The following is a 17,615-nucleotide window of genomic DNA, read 5'->3' on the forward strand; positions in this document are numbered from 1 at the left end:
CGGTTAAAGATAGACCTTTGACTCTCCTTTTGTGTAACGGGACGGTTGATGTTTGTAGCGTTTATATTGCTGAACGCAGCGGGTATCAATGCCTTCAAGGATGAGCTTCAGATCTGTCCACGCCATTGTTTGCTTGATGGATTTGCCTGCATGAGTATGAAACTGACCCTGTTCCAGTCGTTTGCTCCAGATACAGTATCCACTGCGATCAAAATACAGCACCTTGCACTGGGTTTGTTTGCGGTTGATGAAGACAAACAGCTGGCCGCTGAGTGGGTCTTCTTCAAGTTTGTTTCTCACCAGGGCAGACAGGCCGTCGTAGGATTTACGCATGTCGGTGGGCCGGTTGTAGAGCCAGATCCGAACCTGAGATTCTGGAAAAAACATGATCAGCGACGCATACGAAGAATAACACCACCGGGCAGCTCAAGTTCCAACTGCCAGTTTAAGCTGGCTGGAGGCTCAGTCAGCCCGTTTGGGACTTCAACCCATTCCGGGGCAGAAGCCTGAGCGATATCAAAGGAGTCAGTGTTGTTGTAATTCCTGAGTTTGCGTTTCCAGTTTGTGAATGTTGCCAGGCTTATGTTTTGAGTTTGGCAAAAAGCTTTCTGGCTCAAGCCACTGGCTATTTGCTGATCAATGATCTGTTGCCACTGCTCAGGGTTGAGACGGGTAAAGGGTTTTGTCAGTTGCTTCACGTTAGGTATCTCCTGCGTTGTTTGCAGGGGAAAGGCTGGCAGTCAGGTTGTGATTTTTGAAGACGTCCTCAAATGAGCGGTTACCTACTGGAAATGGTTGTGCATGGACATGTTATACAGATAAGCACTGTTCATCAGAGCCTGCTGAGTGTGCCACCGGCTATAAGTCCCTTTCCTGTAATTGTGTAGATATCAGTATGTCTTGGTCAGTTCAAATCAATGGTTACGATGAATACAGCTGGAAGGGTTATGATCCAGGCGCGTGTGATGGGTTTGAATACTATTTCAGTGACTGCATTAATAGAGTTATCGACAAATGCACTGATTATCAATTTGGTGCCATTGCGGAAGGAACATGCACCAATGCTCATACCAAGGAAGTCTGTAAATTCAAGGCCTTAGATGATATTAGATTTCCAGTTCCCTTCGATGATATAAAGTGCCCCTCTTGCAATGCCAGTCGTGCTTCTGACCCCAGTACGTTTGCCCTCTGTTCACCAGATAATGCCAAATGCTTTGACCATTGTAAGTTTGATACATGCATTAACAATCTTCCTGCTCCTTATCTCTTTGGCTGCCAAAATCCAATGATAAAAGAGTGTGAGGCACGAGAAACCTACGCAGGCTATGGAATAAGTCATGTGAGTGGAACCTGCACAAATCCCCAAAAATCAGAAACTTGTCAGTTTGAAATCGACTGCGATTTTGGAGAAATCAGTTCTTGTTCCCCTAAGGAATTTTATTACCTTAATCCAGTGACAACCACTGTGAATTGCTCAACGTTTACAGCCAAGCAGGTTACAGAAGGAGATGTCTCTGGCAATGGCTGCTCTTCCGTTGACTGCCTGCCAGATTGCAACCATGGCAAGCATCATAAGGGTGAAGGCACTGCCCGCACCAAATGGATTATTGTCGGTACGTCTGTGGGGGTAGGAGTGCTATTAGCCGTCACGTCAGCAGCCATAATTATTTATAAATGCACTCACAGGGCCGGATACCAGCAAATTAGTGAAAATTGATAGCCGTAGTTCAAGTTGAGAGAACAGCCTCTTTGATTTGAGCTAAAGGTTTTGATAACTTGCCCGGTGGCGGTATTTGTAGATCAGGCATCCTGCAACTGTGCCTATCAAAACCAGACCTCCCGCAACACCACCAACAATTGGCGCAATTAAATTTTTGCCATTATTGTCAGGTTTATCCTTGCAGCCGGGCATACAACCCTTGGGTTTGCACGTCGTTTTCTTGCTTCTGTCGTCAGGGTCATCTTCATGATTGTATTCCGCATAGCATGAAGTGCATTTAACAGTATCCCCTCCCCCTACATAATAAGGGTATTGCTCCTCTTCTATATACAAACTATCAAAGTCACACTTCTCACCTGATAGTGGATTTATACAAGTACCCGTTGCTTCTAATGTAGGGAAAACTTGGCAATATTTGAGTGTCCTTGTTCCACAATGAAAATGATATGTTTTGACAACTTCCTGAATGCATGTTTTTTCAGACAAAGTTAAAGTGGGATTTAAAACACCCAGCAATGAACTAATCACTACGCATGAATCACCAGATACAGTGCACAAGGCTCTTTGGTGCTGACTGACTAAAGCCCCATCAGGTAAATAGCTAACAGGTAATGGAATAGTCAATTGATTTGCAACAGGTAACTCCTCCAGAGATATTGCTTGCTTGGCAACGACTAACCCGTCATTGTTTTCCAGATAATAGACCACCGCATCAGTATTGCGGGTAGCATTACCAGAACTCAATGGAAGTGGCTTAAAGATCGTATTATCTGCATTCCTTTTGATAGGCAGAAACCCGCTTGCTGCCGCTTGACTGTTTAATTTTTTGATACGACCAATTGTTAAGCTATCAACGTTCAGAGCTTCGATAGTCAGTGCCTGTCTCGCCATATGAAATATTTTCTTGTAACACGCTTTCGAGGTTAATACACGGTCATCTGAAACACGAATGCCTTGGCAAGGCTGAGCTTTCTCCGGTATGTAAATCTGGGGCTGGAAGTACACAAGGTTGGATAAAACACCATCTTCAGTATCAGTTTCTGCAAAAGCTGAGTGATTGATATAACTGCAAATCAAGACAGAATAAAAAATGATGTTTTTTATTCTGTCTTTTTGATGACTTGGCTTAGCTTTAATCATGCTAATGCTCTCTGTTTTGATAAAAGCACGCGTTATTAATCGTGCTTTTTTATTCAGGAAAATGTTACTGCTGTCATAGGTCTAAGTATCAGCGTTACATTAACTGAGAAAACGTATTGCAAACTATAATCTCCTCAATTGCCTAATCTTTTATACCCGAAACGGTGGCGATTTTTATATAAGCAATAAGTGGTTATAACCAGCGCACAGAGAGCAGCTGAGCTTCCGGCAATTATGGCTACCAAGTGATTGCCGTGACATTGAGCACAATCGCTAGTGGTATCCATACAATTGCTCGGGTACAAAGAGGCGCAGTTTTTATGAGAATCATCCCGAAAACCAAAGAAAGTTTCACATTTGCACGTATCCGGAGCGTCTGGAGGACTACAACCTGTCGGGCAGTCAACACTTGAGCAGTAACCCCATGGGCAGTCATAATCACCTTTTTTATTATAAAAAACTTCATAATCACATTCCTGCTGTGTTTTTTGGTTGATACAGGTTCCACTTCCCGAACCCTCAATACAAGAATCCGAATCAGTGACCAAACACTGGAAGCATTTCAAATCGCATGAACCATCGTTAATTCTCTTTACTGATCTTGCCATGTTGCAGTGCCCTGACGAACTCACACACAACAATTTTCCGTTCTGAAAAATAGCTTCACCGTCACTCAAGTTTGGGTTGTCATCGTTTTGTAAAGCGCATTGATCATTCTGGCATCCACTAAGCAGCCAGTGATTAACCCTATGTTGTTTGTGTTCATCATTACCTATATATGGGGAATAACTTTGTACCGATATTGGTATATCTGAAACATAATCTTCCTTGTCAATTTTAGGCCAACGATTGTTTGGCCTACCGGGAGAGCTCAAGAGAACTGTTGTTAACTTTCCAGCCTCTGAACCTGTTATTACTTCTTCAGAAACAAATCGTATGCCTCCATAATCCTCACCTTTGCTTGAGAGTGCATGAATTTCATCGCCTGCCCCTTCATGAGTTTTCAGCCTTTTCAGACAGCTAATACTGGTAACTAGCTCAACATGAGAGATACGGGCTCCCAAGCAAATAACATGAGTGGCGTTATCCTGAATTATCTGAAAGCTAACAGAAGACTCAGCTGGCGTTTTAAATACTTTATATTTGTGATTGTCTGCCATAGCTTCTGAAGCCAGAGGCAGTAGTAATAGTAATACCCAAGCATAGACTTGCTTCAATACGCCAAGTAGAACATTAAAATTTCGCATAGATAAAACTTCCAGAAATTGAATGTTGCTCATAACACAACCCCCAGCCCTTTCACTGTATTCACAATTTCGTCCAGCCAGGGAGCGGAAAGTTTCCCTTGAATAAGGGTTGCCTTGGGCTTTCCATGATGACGCAAAGCCCTGTAAGTACCGGCTTCTTCTGACACGCCATATAATTCAGCGACCTGCTGAACGGCCTGTCTGCTTTTCCAGCAAGCCAGGCACAAGATAAGCAAGAACATTCAGTCGACACTCGTCTTATTCCAGATAGGTTCTAATTTGCTTAATGAGTAGATCAGCGGGTTCCATAATCGTGAGGTATTTTGAGTTTAAACACATCAAGACAGTGGATCTCGCTGACTTACTCCTGATTTTTGTCGTATACAATGTGCAAACCTCTCTACCTCGGATGAGGGATTGCCGATTAATACTACTGGGAATACAGCGGTGGTGCTGACTGTTGAGGCTGATTAGTAATAATAGGGGCCCGATCTATGCGTATGCCTCCATATTCTTCTATCCAGTTTGTCGCAGCACGATAAGCAGATAGAGGCCAAAAGATGGGCGCGCAGAAGAAAATCCCAACAATTGCATAACATCCAGAAGTTGAGTCGCAGTAACCGCAGTGTTTCTGGCCCAGAATACCAGCCCAGTAAACCCTGGCAGGCATACCCATGGCACGGGCTTTATGGTAGGTAGAGAGATAAAAAAATGCGGTGGCTGCTACACCAATAGCAGCAGCGATTCCTAAAACAATACCTAATGATTTTGCATCAAGTGAGGCAAAGATTTCGTCATCTGAATCATCATCTGGATCATACGGGTAATCTTTTAGATCTCTTCTGAATCTTGCAATTGGCAGTTCGCTGACAGAGAAGCATTGGTTGTCCGTACCTCTCAGACAAACCAGCTGGTTTTTGAGGTCGAAGATTGGTGAGCCCTGAGGTATTGAGAACTCTGAGGAAATAATAAATGTCGACTTATTTCGAGTTTCATCAAGAGCAAGAGTGACTGGCTGCTGAACCAGCTGTCGTTTTTCATTAACATTGTACGTAAATGCTTGCTCTGGAACTAATAAAGCATCATTAAAGGCAGGATAACTCCCCGGCCTGAAGGTCTTACTATCAAGGCTGATATTCACTAGCATACTGCTTTCAAGGGACTTGTCGGACTGTTCAGTGATGTACCCTACAGACTCGCCTGATAATGTTAAAGTTTCAATCAGTCCATCATTCGAGAGTTCCTTTGCCTTTAGCCCGCATGCTGGCGACGTAGCCATTAAATCTTTCGATACCAGCACCCCGCGACAAGGCGGAGAATCTGTTTCAGGAAAAAATTCTATAAGTGCTCCCGCAACAGGAAGGGGGCTAGCATTCACAGCCATACAACATGAAAGCGACGTAAATAGAAGGCTAAAGCCAATTATTTTTTGTGGTTCGATGATCATCATTAAAACCTTGACAAGATGTCAGATGTGACAGGCGTGATGGGTGTTGAAGGCGTGAGTATAGAACCGAAAAACTGTCCCTTCCAATTCTTCTCCAATAGTTTTCTCAGGTACGACTTACCACATGATCCTCCCAGACGTATTGATGACTTGCAGGAATCTATAGAAATTGCCAAATTCAGATAAAGTCGTGATAGAAGAATCGCTTTATGCAAATTCGCTTTGGTACAGTCGAATAGGAAGAGGTAAATGGAGTTACTGAACGACTGTCAAGCAACTACATGGGGATGCTTGAGTTAGCGGCAATCATGATCTGGCTGGCCTGATCATGAAACAAAATTAGATAGGCCGGTTAGATAATGACGCCCCTTAGGCAGGTGGCTCAAAATGATCAGCCAACCTGCAAAAGGGCCATATAATTGTAATGAACAACCCAGATTCATATTTGTGGTTGTGTGTTTATAATTGGTTTGCTCTCTGCAGCATTGGAAGGATCATAAGTATCAATCCATTTCCAGCCTGCCTCGCCCACTGCTGCGCACCATCCAAACATAAAACACCGGAACCAACTAAAATACTGGCAGTAGTCGTATGTACACAGCATACCTTTACAGAGCACACCACAAGGCATACCTTTATGCTTGGCTTTGCATGCCAGAATAGCAAACATCACGCCTGTCAGCAGTACGATTACAATTGGAATAGCGATGAGATATGTCATAAGGTCGGTATCAGTATCATCGTCATCATCATAGTCAAGCTTTTGGAAAAACTCCCCTTTCGGTAGCAAAAAACAGTAACTATCTGATGATGCCAAACAGACGAGCTTGCCGTCTTGGTCTAATATCGGCGTTCCATCAGGTAACTGAGTATTTGATGAAAGTTTGAAGTAACCCAAATCACCGGATGGTGTAAATGCTGAAACAGTTACTACCTTCTGATTTAACTGTTGTTCACCAATAAAATAAGCTTGAGTTGAGACTGGTGACTCAGTCTCTGAATCATAAGCCGTAGTATAAAAGTTAAACTCGTCATTTTGGCTGCTGTCAAAGCGAAGTAATGAAATGCCATCTATGCTAACACCCAGACTTGGCTTTTCTTCTTCTGTACCAAAGCTAAACCGGGTGATTTTTCCGTATAGTTGATTATGGGTACCATATACATCAACTGCCGCTTTTGAGTTTTGAACACTAATCATTTTCGCACACTTTGCCGTTGTTGCAATTACGTGCTTCGCCACGCGCACCCCCTGACACTCTTTTGTGGTCTCTGGAAAAGTTGAGGAAGAAAAGCGAACCAAACTTTCATTTATGGTTAACGTGGGTTCAGAAGCAGCACTGGATAGTGAAAAAATAACAATCGAAGGATAGATAAGGTTTCTTACATAAAAAAAAGCAGGGAGCATCATGATAAGAACCTGATAATGCGATTACTGTAAACTCCGGCAATCAATGACCCAAAATCACCGGTTTGAAATGACCTCTCGATTAACCAGTTTATGGCCGACTTTCTTAGTGTTACAAGCTCCTAAGAGCCATAATCAACCAAGAGGACTATCTCATGATAGAGCAAACCAGTGAAAAAGGCTGAAAACTTGATGATATTGCCTGCCCTGGCTAAAACACTAGTCCAGTTTAATTAGTTTTTGCAGCATATTGTGGATCGCAAGGTGATGCGTGAGCTTTCTGGTCTGGGTTTTATGGTTTGTGCAGAGAATGTTGTGTTGCTTGGTCCGGCGTGGGCAAAACCCATTTGGCTGTAGTCTTGGCAGTGAAAGATGCAGAGGCGGGCCATAGGGTTATGTTTATAGTAATGAATAATGAAAACCCAGATAAATTGGGTACAAGGTCGGAGCGAGAGTGCAGCTAACCAATAAGGATAAATTACGGCTGAGCGCAATCTAGCCTTATTCGTTGGGCGTACCGTTGCCTCTTTAAAATATCTAGAAGCACTGAACTGGTAAAACACGACACATATCAACAGATTTTACTAATGACTTATCCTTTGGTATCCAGCTCTCTTAACATACTTATAATAAATAATTGCAGCAGCTGTCAGCAGCAGCACGCCTCCACCGACGGATGAGGCTATTATTATAAGATTTTTACGGTGGCTTTCATTATCATCATTTCCATGACAGGCTGGTAGGCAATCGATAGGCGAGCACCCAGTAATGTTATTTATACTTGGAGTACTTGGGTATGCTGTAACATAAGCACTGCATGAAGAACAAACAGTCGTGTAATCGTTTATTAGATTCATTAGATTATAAAGGCTGAAATCACAGAGTTTTCCTGTCTTCGGGTTCAAGCATGTGCCTGTTGCATTTACTGTGCGATAATACAAATCTGATTCACACGTTTTATAGTTTTTTACCTCACAACCATAAAAATAATGTTGCGAATCACTCATGTGCTCAAGACATTGAGTGGATTGACATTTATCAAAGCAGATAACATTATCGGTACACGTTGCGCCAGGGTCGCCAATAGAACCATGACCTGTTGCGTTACATGAAGGACAATTAATGGTCTCGGAAAAATATGGGTCACCTTCTGATGCTGAGAATCTGCAAAGCTCCATAGTATTAGAATTAATACAGGTACCAGAAGCTTGCATAGAGATAGAGGTAGGGGAAAATGCATAGCAATATGTGAAGACCCTTTCGACGCAATCATCAAAGTAGAATGTCATATCAGAACAAACACTTCCAAATTTATAGCCTTGAGAGCTAGACATATCGTTTCCATTAATATTAATTGTATTATCTAAATTTTTACAATCACACGAAAAACCTGAATATACAGTAGGCTTAGTCGAACAGTTCTCATCTGAGTAGCAACGCCACGTACAACCACTTTCTTCCGAACATGAGCTAGTAGCTGATAAATAATTATTAGTTCCCGCCACAGTAATATTGGCCTTTATACATTCAGCCTCTGGAAATGAATATGTCTGACCATAACCACAATCAAATTCACTGAAATAAATACCATCACAAACAGATGAAGAGAGACTCTGTTCAGGCCAGACAGGTGAAGCTTCAAAAATAAAAAGACTACAAAGTACGGCGTTTGAGATTGCATTATTCATAGTGACCGCTGCAGCATGACATTGAAGAAAGTGGTCAGAGTATGCGCCTGACCCAGTCTATCAGCTGCCTGCAGGTTAGGTGGTGGATAGCTAAGTGTCAAACTTGAATGTCTGAGAATATTGAGATTTCACTGTAGTCAGAAAATATCCTGAAACAGTGGGCACGGTGAAGACCCTCATGCAGAAGCGGAGTGCGGGCAGTAGGTTAGACACCACCAGCTACCCGATTTACACGGCACTGTCTCAGTTTGTGACTATCCCTTCAATATGCTGATACCCTTGTCGGTTATAACGATGATTACAAAAGTAAACTGATACCCCGACAATGGCAGCGACTATTCCAACAAAGACAACACCTCCAGCCACAGATAAAGGAATAATATATTTTTCATTTTCAGGAGAAAAAGGATTAAAAGGAGAAGGTCTATTCATACAACCTAGTGGGAAATCATAAAGAGCCGGTTGATCTGGTAGATTCCAGCCTGCTTCGCAACCATCACATTTAATTGCCCCGCAAGTCTTGGATTTTGTGACTGGACAATCAGACGACATGATAACATCACAACTATCCATATCATTGGTGCATTTGCCCTGTCCATTACCATTTACACAAACATCCCATAAAACACCTTTGCATTTAAACGAATCAGGAAGGTGACAGCTTCCATCTTTTACGGGCTCAATGCAAGAATCAACAGAAAATTGATTAAAATCATTGCTATCTACAGGATAACCTATTGGACTTAAACTCCACCCAATACTATCTTCACAGCTTGGGCAGTTTAATTCACCATTGCTATTATCATGATTTGAAATTCTGCATATTTCATTCGACCTTGGATTTGTGCAATTGCCGATAGCTTCACCATTTTTACAACCCAGAAAGCTGGTATTATCACAGACATAATATTTCACATCACAACTTCCGTCGCGAATTAAATCAAAAGGTTGACAAGTATTCATTTGGTCATAAGAACAGCCGAAAGGGCATCCAAAGTAATCACCACCCTTTCGGTATGCAGCTGTTACATTTTTTTTCGAATTGTATAAAAATGCCTCGCCTTCGCCAGAACTACAGTAAAGCTAATCTATTTTCCAGTCATAAAAATCATAATAAAGGTTTATATAATCCTCCTTCTTAAACGCTTTTGGTAAAACGCATGTGCCATCATTTACTAGTGGAAAGCAACCTTTGGGAGTTTGGCACACTAGTGGAAAGCAACCTTTGGGAGTTTTGCACTGATAATAAGTTTCAAGACGCGTAAGAATTGTTACGCATGAATTATTATTGCAATTGATAGAAAAAAGGGTTTCACCAAACATTCCTCTACCAGAAATTGATACATGACAGGATGAGTCATTAGCTATCACTCCAGAACAATTTAAGTCATCGGATTCAGGATTAGAACAATTATACCATAGAAATTTTTTTTGAATGGCAAATTCAAAATCTATCTCTGCATCTCGATAAGGATAGTCATCTTGATAACATAAACAAGTTTGATTAGGAGCAAAAACAGCTACTGCCGAATCACCAAAACCCCAATACGGAAACATAAGAAATAAAGCATGAACAAGCTTCACGACGACACATCAACCTGATTCTAACTCCAAACAAAGTTCCAGACGGAGTATAGCCACATAACGAGTCTGCAGAAAAACACTGACCACCTTAAAGGCCGCTACCTCCAGAAGACTCACTTTAATATTCATTTAATCCTGTTTCAGCCATTCAGTTATATCAGAGTGGCTAAGTCGGATTAAACATTTGAAATACTCTCTGTCAGAGGATATGAACTACAAACCCTGATAAGTTGCCCTGTGGCGGCGTTTGTATACCAGGTAGCCCACTGAAGCAACTGCACTAATCAAAGCAACAGCTGCCACTCCTCCAACTGTCCACTCTACGATGGCGTTAACAGTTTTTTTACCAGAATGCTTTGGATCAGGCTTACCTGTACAACCAGGCATACAGCCTTTAGGATTGCAAATCACATATTTGCCGGGGTTTGACAGCGAATTAGACCACTCATACTGGGCTGAACAAGATTTGCATGCAATAACATCACCCTTTCCCTCATAATTCATTTCATCAGAATTAAAAACGTACAAAGAGTAGAATGTACACTGCTCTTCTGAATCAGGGTTAATGCATGTCCCATTTACCTCAATAGCTATCGCTTCTGGTGATACAGCTTCAACACAATCGTATATCCCCCTTTCTCTACAATGAAAATAGTAAGTCCTATTAGCATCTGGACATCTGGGGTCATTGTCTTTTGCAAAGGCATTTAATAAGTAGGATGACCTGATGCAGGTATCGCCTACCACTACACAGAACAGCTTGTTTCTTAGTTTCACCGGTGCCCCATCAGGGATACTGATATCCGATGGAAGTTTGATCATTGTTTGCACTCGGGAATTTTGCTGGCTATCAAAGGTAAAAGTAACATTCATCCCTTCATCGCTACCACGCATGTAATAAGCCGATAACTCATTCTCATTTGTAGTATTAACGGAACTTATCAAAGGCGGTTGATAGGGTAGGTTATCAGCATAAAGATCTATAGACAGCAGGCCTGCTTTGGCCGACCGCTTATGTGAAGTTTGAATATGGCCAATCCTTACGCCACCGGGACTCAGTACATTTATATCAACAGCTTGCATAAATAACGCGAGTATTTCCTTAGCACAGGATGGCGAGGTAAAAATTTGCTTTTTTGAAATTCGCACCCCCATACAAGGTTGAGCCTTTTCAGCAATATAAATCCGGGGTTGAAAGTAAACAAGATTAGCCGACGCATTGCCTTCAGTATTTTCTTCCGCAAAAACAGGCTGTTTAGAAAAATGAATAATGAAGAAAAAACAAAAAATAACGTTACCTATTCGTTTTTTTAACGGGCATTGTTCAGTTTTCATCAAAATACACTCCTGCCCCGACAAAAGCGCACCCTCACAAGTACGCTTCACTGTCAGGTGGCTGTTTTAGTGGCCACTGCAAATTTGCTGACACTCTTTCTCTTGCTCTTGAACAGCTCGTGAACAAGCTTCGCAGGCTTTATAAGACATACCACTCTGGCAAATTTGAGAACAGCTGTTAAACATCTGCTTTTCCTCTGATATGCACTGGGTGCAACTTTCCATGACTTTTAAGCTCATGGTGTTATTTTGCAATCGCAGCGTATTCACCTTTTCTGTATTATTGTTCGAATGGCTTTGTGAGATACAACCTTTTATGCACATGGAAGGCGTACAGACGTCAGAGGGATAGGGTTCTTCGGTATCACCAAAAAAGTCTGCACTGCATGAAGGGCAGGTAATACTGTCAGTATACGCTATTGATTCGGTTGAATAGCTTTCACTCGTGGTGAATTGGCAGTTTTCCTGTGACTGTGAGTTTATGCAGGTTCCTTTTCCGTCAACACTTCCCAGATCGTAACTGCAATGAGTGATCGTTCTGTTAACACACCCGGAATAAAAATAGAAATGAGGCAGGTAAGAATGACAATCTACTTTTATTCTGCTTAAGGTTTTTGCATCCATTACAGGTGCTCTGCAAGTTCCGTCAGCCGAGACTAGACAAACAATTTTACCTTCGTGAACAATTGGAGAACCCGCTGGTAAAGGATCACGACTATTCAAGGTGTAATAGTGATGGGTATCTGATCTTTGGTGATTGACTATCGATGGTACCGTCTGTATCGCAGCATCCACTGGTCGTACATAAAACCCCTCTACAGCTGTAAGTCTGGCAAGGGGTCTATGGTGTAACGCGGGATATGTCCGATGTATTTTTTGACCTTCGTTTTGAGCATCTATTCCCAGAAGACCTTTTTTGCTTTCAGTTCTGCCAAGTAACCTGACTTTGCCTTGAGGCCGCTTTTGTCTGTTCAAGATATTGACCGTTATGTCAGCATTATATTGCTTGCTGATCAATCGGGCGCACTCGGTGCTGGTTAACAAAATTTCTGCGCTTAGACGGACACCCAAGCAGAGCTGAAAGTCGTCGCCTATATAGATACCGGGTGAAAAAGTAACGATATGTTCCTGTATGTTGTTGTCTGTCAATTCGGCAAAGCTTCGGGCAGATAAAATGAGCAATAACAAACAATAGAAAAATGTTTGGTATTTGTGCAGTTTCATAATAAATAACCTCTGATGAATCAACACTTACGCCGCCTGCTTATTTACAGCAGGTAGCGGTGCCGTAGTGCAGGCTTTAGCAGACCTGAGAGATAGGGTAGAAGCGATGATGCAGTATAGCCTGTAGCGCTGGGTCTGGACTGAAATAATCAGATCAACCTGAATTCAGATACTCTGAAGTCAAGCCTCAATGTATTAAACGAAAAAAGTGTGGCTATCAAATAGAACAAAAGAACAGGCTCTACTAGACTCCTATCGGTTTTTGATTATTGGCAACCCACTGGTGCCATAAATGCTATTTCCCGAATACCTCACGCCAAACCCAGGTATCGCGTTGCTTGTATTCCTGCTGAGTCAGTTACCGGCCTATGCGGACGACAGCTGTCAACTTAAACATATTCAATGCGCAAACCCTTTTCTTAATAGCTGCAACAGTGGTTTCGGGGCTGGTCGGTGCACAAATACTGTAACTAACGAAACCTGCTCAATGGTCACTTTTCCCAAGGGGTTTTCCGGAAGCTACAGAGGCCGACCGGTCACTTGCGACGAAGCTGATGGTTGTGAGGCGGTAAGTTGCCCCCAGGACTGTGTCAATGACCCGACAATTCCTTGCAGCTGTGTTGCAAAGTGGGGGCTTAACGGTGACATTCATTTTGTACCTGCTTTTTGTATTCCCGGTTCAACAGACGACAGCTGCAAACAACAGTTTTTTAAGTGCAACCAGGTCGATTTCAATTTTTGCTATCAGGGCTATGGCACTGGTTTATGTCAGAACGTCGAGCATTCCAACCGAAACTGTACTGTGAATTATTACCCTGATCCTTTTAATAAAACGGTCAATGGGCATCATCTTAAATGTGATCACCAAAATGGGTGTGAAAGCATCGCTTGCACCGATGGCTGTCAAGGCTCCTGGCAGCTCAATCATAAAACGGAAGTTGTTCCTGGTAATTGTGCAGCAAACCGGGGGAAAAGTTGTGAGCTTAGGTTTTTACATTGTGATAACGCTCTTTTTAAATTTTGTAGAGAGGGGTTTGGAAGAGGGCATTGCCAAAACCCTGTGTCTGGAGAAAGCTGTACGACAACAGTGTTGCCAAATCACCAGACCGAAAGCTGTAATAACCCGGATGGCTGTGAAAAATTATCATGCCCGTCGTGTAAAGCTCTTTGGATGGTCAACAATCGTACATCGATTGTTCCTGAAGGCTGCGCCACTGGCTTAAACGACGGTAGTTGTCAGTTACGCTTCTTTAAATGCGCCCAACTGAAGCTGGACTTTTGCCAGAATGGCTATGGTTTGGGCCGGTGTTATAACGAGGCTCAGAAAACGGGTTGCACGGTTCACTTTGTACCCCATCAATCCAGCTTTGCTGATTCGGGAGGTCGCACCCATTGCCAGCATGCTTCCGGTTGTGAATCGCTAAAATGTGATAATGACTGCCGTGGCCATGGCCACGAAGGCTGGCAGGAAACAACACCAGGCAACTGCCTGCCAACAGCCAGTAAACCCTGCCAGCTGCAATACTTTTCCTGTGATGATGCGCAGTTTGACAGCTGCAAGGGAGGCTATGGCACAGGCACCTGCAGCAATTTCAAAACGGTAGAAACCTGCGATATTACTGTCTACCCAAGAGGCTGGAGGGAGTCACCCAATGATCCTTTGCTTTGCAGCAATGACCAGGGCTGTGAAGAGGTTCAGTGCCCTGAAGACTGTGGGGATGTTTGCGACTGTGCAGCCCAGTGGCAAGTTTATGGCAAAACCAATACCTATCCCCGGGGTTGCATTGATGACAATAGCAGCCAAAAAAAATCCAATGATCTTGCACTGGCTTTGGGTATCACCGGCGGTGTCGTTCTGCTGGCTGTAGCAATAGTGACCCCGGTGGCCTGTTATTACAGACACTCAAAACGCAGTACCTATCAAAGGATTTCCCCAGCAAATTGAAGGGGCTTCCATAACCACTGAGTTAAAGCTTTTTATGAAAATCACGATTCACGTTCTTCATAGGCAGCACCCCCGGAAAGTCAGGTTCTTTTTCTTAGTGTTATTCTCAGCCTTTGTCTGCCTGACAAACGCTGCCCCGAACGATGCGCCGGAAATGGTCGCCAATGCCTTCCATGCCGGAAGCGTAAAAAAGGCCGTTTTCTCTTCCGATGGGCGATGGTTTGCCACGGCGTCGGCGGATCATTACGCAAAGTTCTACAGCACCGGCCACCCCATAGAAAAAGTGGCTCACAAGCTGGCAAACCTGCCTCATGATAACGAGGTGAATGGTGCATTTTTCAGTCCTGACAACCTCTTGCTGGTGACCGTCTCCAACGACAATTCGGCAAAAATCTGGGAGGTTAGCCATCCCAAGACGAATATCCCCACACTAATATCAATCCTTCATCACAATGGCAACGTCCTTTATGCCAGCTTTTCACCATCAGGCAAATTGCTACTGACAACCAGCACCGAAGGGGCAGCCCTGCTCTGGGATCTTAGCCTGGTCAAATCAGGCAAGGTAACGCAGCTGGCAGCAATGGAGCACAATGCTACCGTATTTCAGGCAGTCTTCAGCAGCAAAGCAGAACAGGTGTTGACTGTATCAGCGGACTGGACAGCCAGGCTTTGGGATATAACCCGGATAAAAGACAAAACCCCTGTATTATTAGCGACACTGAAGCACTATGGCCCTGTCTATCAGGGGGCTTTCGACCCGGCTACGGATACTCTGGCTGCAACGGCATCCGACGATCATACCGCAAAACTCTGGGATTTCAGCGCAATCTCCAGCGGCGCAGCCAGACTGTTAACCACTATAAAGCATAATGGTTCAGTCACTGGCCTTACCTGGCACCCCGCCGGTTCAAAATTATTCACTTACTCGGTTGACCATACTGCAAAATACTTGGACATCTCCAAGGCAGAAACAAAGCATAGCGCCCAGTTACTCGCCACCATTGAACATGCAGCGCCGGTACGAGATGTCAGCTTTGACACTAAAGGTCACTGGGCAATTTCCGCTTCAGAAGATTATACGGCTGGTGTCTGGGATATGACGGCTATCAGCCAGGGAAAGCCGTTGCTGGTGTACACCCTGCATCACCCGAATTCAGTGAATTCAGCTTGCTTCAATCCAGTTGCCTTAAAACCAGACATTTTTATGCCACCGTTAATTCGTAGGCTGCTTCATAATTCGTTCCTGCAGGTTCTTACCGCTTCCGATGACTTCACGGCAAAACTCTGGCAATTAAGTATCAGGCGGGTGAGACCCTCAGGTAAAAAAAGTTCCCTTGGAGAATAAAGATGAAAGTGCAGGCTCTGAGCTGGATGATTTGTCGCCTTGTATGGTTCAGCTTCTGGGTGGCCAGTCCAGTGGTATTTGGGCAGGACAAACAGCCCGTAATTATAATCGAACCTTGGAATGTTTGTGATTGCTGCGATAACTTGGTGGACGCGACCTTTGATTTGACAGGGGAACGATTATACGTTGCTGCCAATGGAAAAAATCAGGCCGGTGATACCTACTCCCATCTTGGCCTTTTTGATATAACACGGACTAATCGAACTCTGGCAACAGCGCTTGTAAAAGTAAAAGGTCCGGTATTGGATTCCCGGGATTTTGGAATAAAACTTGATGCGACTGGTCGTTTAGTTGGTATTGCAGGCAATTCCCTGAAGTTATGGTATGCCAGGGTGAGTAATGGCACTTTGCCCTATCTGGCAACACTGGATAATGACTTTAACAGTATTTATTCATTTGCTTTCAGTCGCAAAAGTGACAAAGTAGCGGCTTGGTATAATGAAGATGGCGATAATTATCTTGGTGTTTGGGATACCTATCAACTTGAGGATGATAAACCGAAGCTGCTGGCCAAAGTAAAAAACAAAGACCGAGCAGTGTCTATTCAATTTGATCCTACAGGTCGTTATATTCTGGATGAAGGGGGGGAGGCGCTTGCTGAACTTTGGGATTTAAGCCAAATTAAAAGCGAAACTCCCGGTCGTATTGGGCTTAAATCATTCGGTTATCTATATAATCCATATACTGTTACCTTCGATCATGAGGGCAAGCAAATTGGCATCTCTATGGGCTATGAATGCTACTGCGGCGGGTTGTGGAGTATGGATAGTATTGTCAGCGGAGATACTGCTCCATTGGCATTCATGAAACATAATAGTAATGTGTATTCTATCGCTTTTGACCCAACAGGTCGTTATATTGTCACCACTTCCGAGGACCACACTGCCAAACTCTGGGATGGAACCCAGATTAAAAAGAATAGTCCTAAGCTTCTTGCAACGATGAACCATGACTGCACAGTTCGACAAGCCATTTTTACCCGCAACAACACTCGAATGTTCACCCGGGACGACTGTGATATTAGGTTCTGGGATATTCAACATATCCCGGTCGATGGCAAAGCAAAGTTGCTTAATACCTTTCATACCGATGGAGGTTACCATAAAATTGAACTCGACCCTGCAGGCATCTGGCTGTTAACTGTCAATAATAAAGCCGCTGAAGTTTGGGATATAGTAGCACTCCAGCCTGACTCGGAACTCTCCAATGCAGATTAGTATTTCAGCCATTAAGTCAGATTTAGTCTTCAGGTAGCATGCCGAAAAATAGCTGCATCAATTACAACTCGTTCCCACGCTCTGAGGGTGTCGCGAAACCCAAGGCAAACAGATATCATTGTCTTGATATCTGTTTGCCCATGATGACCAATGACAACTAAACAAAAAATCAAAGTGCACCAGCCACCCCAGCAGGATATGTTTTCTCCTGCTCCTTTCGAGAGGCAAAAGCTACGCACCACCTGCCATTCATCACGG

Annotated in this window: 17 protein-coding genes; 5 read left to right on the forward strand and 12 right to left on the reverse strand. The window is 43.4% G+C overall.

The window, feature by feature from the left end; all coding sequences use genetic code 11:
- Positions 1–3: 3 nt before the first annotated feature.
- Together tnpB and tnpA are read right to left on the reverse strand one after the other, a co-directional pair.
- Positions 4–387, reverse strand: coding sequence for an IS66 family insertion sequence element accessory protein TnpB (gene tnpB, locus ACOMHB_RS12665; protein ID WP_422452200.1), 384 nt, complete (start codon positions 385–387; stop codon positions 4–6).
- Between the two features lie 2 nt (positions 388–389).
- Positions 390–698: an IS66 family insertion sequence element accessory protein TnpA gene (tnpA, locus tag ACOMHB_RS12670; RefSeq protein ID WP_448215511.1), complete on the reverse strand. Its 309-nt coding sequence runs from the start codon at positions 696–698 to the stop codon at positions 390–392.
- 197 nt (positions 699–895) lie between these two features.
- On the opposite strand from tnpA, the gene ACOMHB_RS12675 reads away from it, so the two are divergent.
- Positions 896–1,717, forward strand: coding sequence for a hypothetical protein (locus ACOMHB_RS12675; RefSeq protein WP_448216890.1), 822 nt, complete (start codon positions 896–898; stop codon positions 1,715–1,717).
- 42 nt (positions 1,718–1,759) lie between these two features.
- On the opposite strand, the gene ACOMHB_RS12680 is transcribed toward ACOMHB_RS12675, so the two are convergent.
- From ACOMHB_RS12680 to ACOMHB_RS12725, 10 genes are all read right to left on the reverse strand, one after another.
- Entirely contained in the window at positions 1,760–2,860 is a 1,101-nt protein-coding gene (locus tag ACOMHB_RS12680) for a hypothetical protein (RefSeq protein WP_448216891.1), read from the reverse strand.
- Between the two features lie 134 nt (positions 2,861–2,994).
- Positions 2,995–4,140, reverse strand: a complete 1,146-nt coding sequence (locus ACOMHB_RS12685) for a hypothetical protein (protein ID WP_448216892.1) — start codon at positions 4,138–4,140, stop codon at positions 2,995–2,997.
- Complete coding sequence (locus ACOMHB_RS12690) at positions 4,137–4,349, reverse strand: hypothetical protein (protein ID WP_448216893.1); 213 nt, start codon at positions 4,347–4,349, stop codon at positions 4,137–4,139. The genes ACOMHB_RS12685 and ACOMHB_RS12690 overlap by 4 nt, the downstream gene beginning before the upstream one ends.
- 188 nt (positions 4,350–4,537) lie before the next feature.
- A complete protein-coding gene (locus ACOMHB_RS12695; protein WP_448216894.1) occupies positions 4,538–5,557 on the reverse strand; it encodes a hypothetical protein in 1,020 nt (339 codons plus the stop codon).
- Positions 5,558–5,993: 436 nt separating this feature from the next.
- Positions 5,994–6,962 (reverse strand): hypothetical protein, encoded by a 969-nt coding sequence (locus tag ACOMHB_RS12700; RefSeq protein ID WP_448216895.1) that lies wholly within the window; start codon positions 6,960–6,962, stop codon positions 5,994–5,996.
- 581 nt (positions 6,963–7,543) lie between these two features.
- Positions 7,544–8,647, reverse strand: a complete 1,104-nt coding sequence (locus ACOMHB_RS12705; RefSeq protein ID WP_448216896.1) for a hypothetical protein — start codon at positions 8,645–8,647, stop codon at positions 7,544–7,546.
- 243 nt (positions 8,648–8,890) lie between these two features.
- Positions 8,891–9,562 carry a hypothetical protein gene (locus ACOMHB_RS12710; protein ID WP_448216897.1) on the reverse strand — a complete coding sequence of 224 codons (672 nt, stop codon included), beginning with the start codon at positions 9,560–9,562 and terminating at the stop codon, positions 8,891–8,893.
- A gap of 168 nt (positions 9,563–9,730) precedes the next feature.
- Entirely contained in the window at positions 9,731–10,231 is a 501-nt protein-coding gene (locus ACOMHB_RS12715; RefSeq protein WP_448216898.1) for a hypothetical protein, read from the reverse strand.
- 213 nt (positions 10,232–10,444) lie between these two features.
- Positions 10,445–11,566 carry a hypothetical protein gene (locus ACOMHB_RS12720; RefSeq protein WP_448216899.1) on the reverse strand — a complete coding sequence of 374 codons (1,122 nt, stop codon included), beginning with the start codon at positions 11,564–11,566 and terminating at the stop codon, positions 10,445–10,447.
- A 66-nt stretch (positions 11,567–11,632) separates the two neighbouring features.
- Positions 11,633–12,790 carry a hypothetical protein gene (locus tag ACOMHB_RS12725; protein WP_448216900.1) on the reverse strand — a complete coding sequence of 386 codons (1,158 nt, stop codon included), beginning with the start codon at positions 12,788–12,790 and terminating at the stop codon, positions 11,633–11,635.
- 839 nt (positions 12,791–13,629) lie between these two features.
- Between ACOMHB_RS12725 and ACOMHB_RS12730 the strand changes: the two genes are divergently transcribed.
- The 4 genes from ACOMHB_RS12730 (at position 13,630) to ACOMHB_RS12745 (ending at position 17,357) form a co-directional block, all read left to right on the forward strand.
- The gene (locus ACOMHB_RS12730; protein WP_448216901.1) at positions 13,630–14,013 is read left to right on the forward strand and encodes a hypothetical protein; all 384 of its coding nucleotides are present in this window, start codon (positions 13,630–13,632) and stop codon (positions 14,011–14,013) included.
- Positions 13,962–14,735, forward strand: coding sequence for a hypothetical protein (locus ACOMHB_RS12735; RefSeq protein ID WP_448216902.1), 774 nt, complete (start codon positions 13,962–13,964; stop codon positions 14,733–14,735). Before ACOMHB_RS12730 ends, ACOMHB_RS12735 begins: the two co-directional genes overlap by 52 nt.
- 97 nt (positions 14,736–14,832) lie before the next feature.
- The gene (locus ACOMHB_RS12740; RefSeq protein WP_448216903.1) at positions 14,833–16,080 is read left to right on the forward strand and encodes a WD40 repeat domain-containing protein; all 1,248 of its coding nucleotides are present in this window, start codon (positions 14,833–14,835) and stop codon (positions 16,078–16,080) included.
- A gap of 2 nt (positions 16,081–16,082) precedes the next feature.
- Positions 16,083–17,357, forward strand: coding sequence for a WD40 repeat domain-containing protein (locus ACOMHB_RS12745; RefSeq protein ID WP_448216904.1), 1,275 nt, complete (start codon positions 16,083–16,085; stop codon positions 17,355–17,357).
- The last annotated feature ends 258 nt before the right edge of the window (positions 17,358–17,615 follow it).

Source organism: Endozoicomonas sp. 2B-B (assembly GCF_053470045.1).

Excerpts from the sequence above, each read along its gene's own strand:
- tnpB (WP_422452200.1), bottom strand. The coding sequence starts at position 387 with ATGTTTTTTCCAGAATCTCAGGTTCGGATCTGGCTCTACAACCGGCCC.
- ACOMHB_RS12675 (WP_448216890.1), top strand. The coding sequence starts at position 896 with ATGTCTTGGTCAGTTCAAATCAATGGTTACGATGAATACAGCTGGAAG.
- ACOMHB_RS12680 (WP_448216891.1), bottom strand. The coding sequence starts at position 2,860 with ATGATTAAAGCTAAGCCAAGTCATCAAAAAGACAGAATAAAAAACATC.
- ACOMHB_RS12685 (WP_448216892.1), bottom strand. The coding sequence starts at position 4,140 with ATGAGCAACATTCAATTTCTGGAAGTTTTATCTATGCGAAATTTTAAT.
- ACOMHB_RS12690 (WP_448216893.1), bottom strand. The coding sequence starts at position 4,349 with ATGTTCTTGCTTATCTTGTGCCTGGCTTGCTGGAAAAGCAGACAGGCC.
- ACOMHB_RS12695 (WP_448216894.1), bottom strand. The coding sequence starts at position 5,557 with ATGATGATCATCGAACCACAAAAAATAATTGGCTTTAGCCTTCTATTT.
- ACOMHB_RS12700 (WP_448216895.1), bottom strand. The coding sequence starts at position 6,962 with ATGATGCTCCCTGCTTTTTTTTATGTAAGAAACCTTATCTATCCTTCG.
- ACOMHB_RS12705 (WP_448216896.1), bottom strand. The coding sequence starts at position 8,647 with ATGAATAATGCAATCTCAAACGCCGTACTTTGTAGTCTTTTTATTTTT.
- ACOMHB_RS12720 (WP_448216899.1), bottom strand. The coding sequence starts at position 11,566 with ATGAAAACTGAACAATGCCCGTTAAAAAAACGAATAGGTAACGTTATT.
- ACOMHB_RS12725 (WP_448216900.1), bottom strand. The coding sequence starts at position 12,790 with ATGAAACTGCACAAATACCAAACATTTTTCTATTGTTTGTTATTGCTC.
- ACOMHB_RS12730 (WP_448216901.1), top strand. The coding sequence starts at position 13,630 with ATGGGCATCATCTTAAATGTGATCACCAAAATGGGTGTGAAAGCATCG.
- ACOMHB_RS12735 (WP_448216902.1), top strand. The coding sequence starts at position 13,962 with ATGGTCAACAATCGTACATCGATTGTTCCTGAAGGCTGCGCCACTGGC.
- ACOMHB_RS12745 (WP_448216904.1), top strand. The coding sequence starts at position 16,083 with ATGAAAGTGCAGGCTCTGAGCTGGATGATTTGTCGCCTTGTATGGTTC.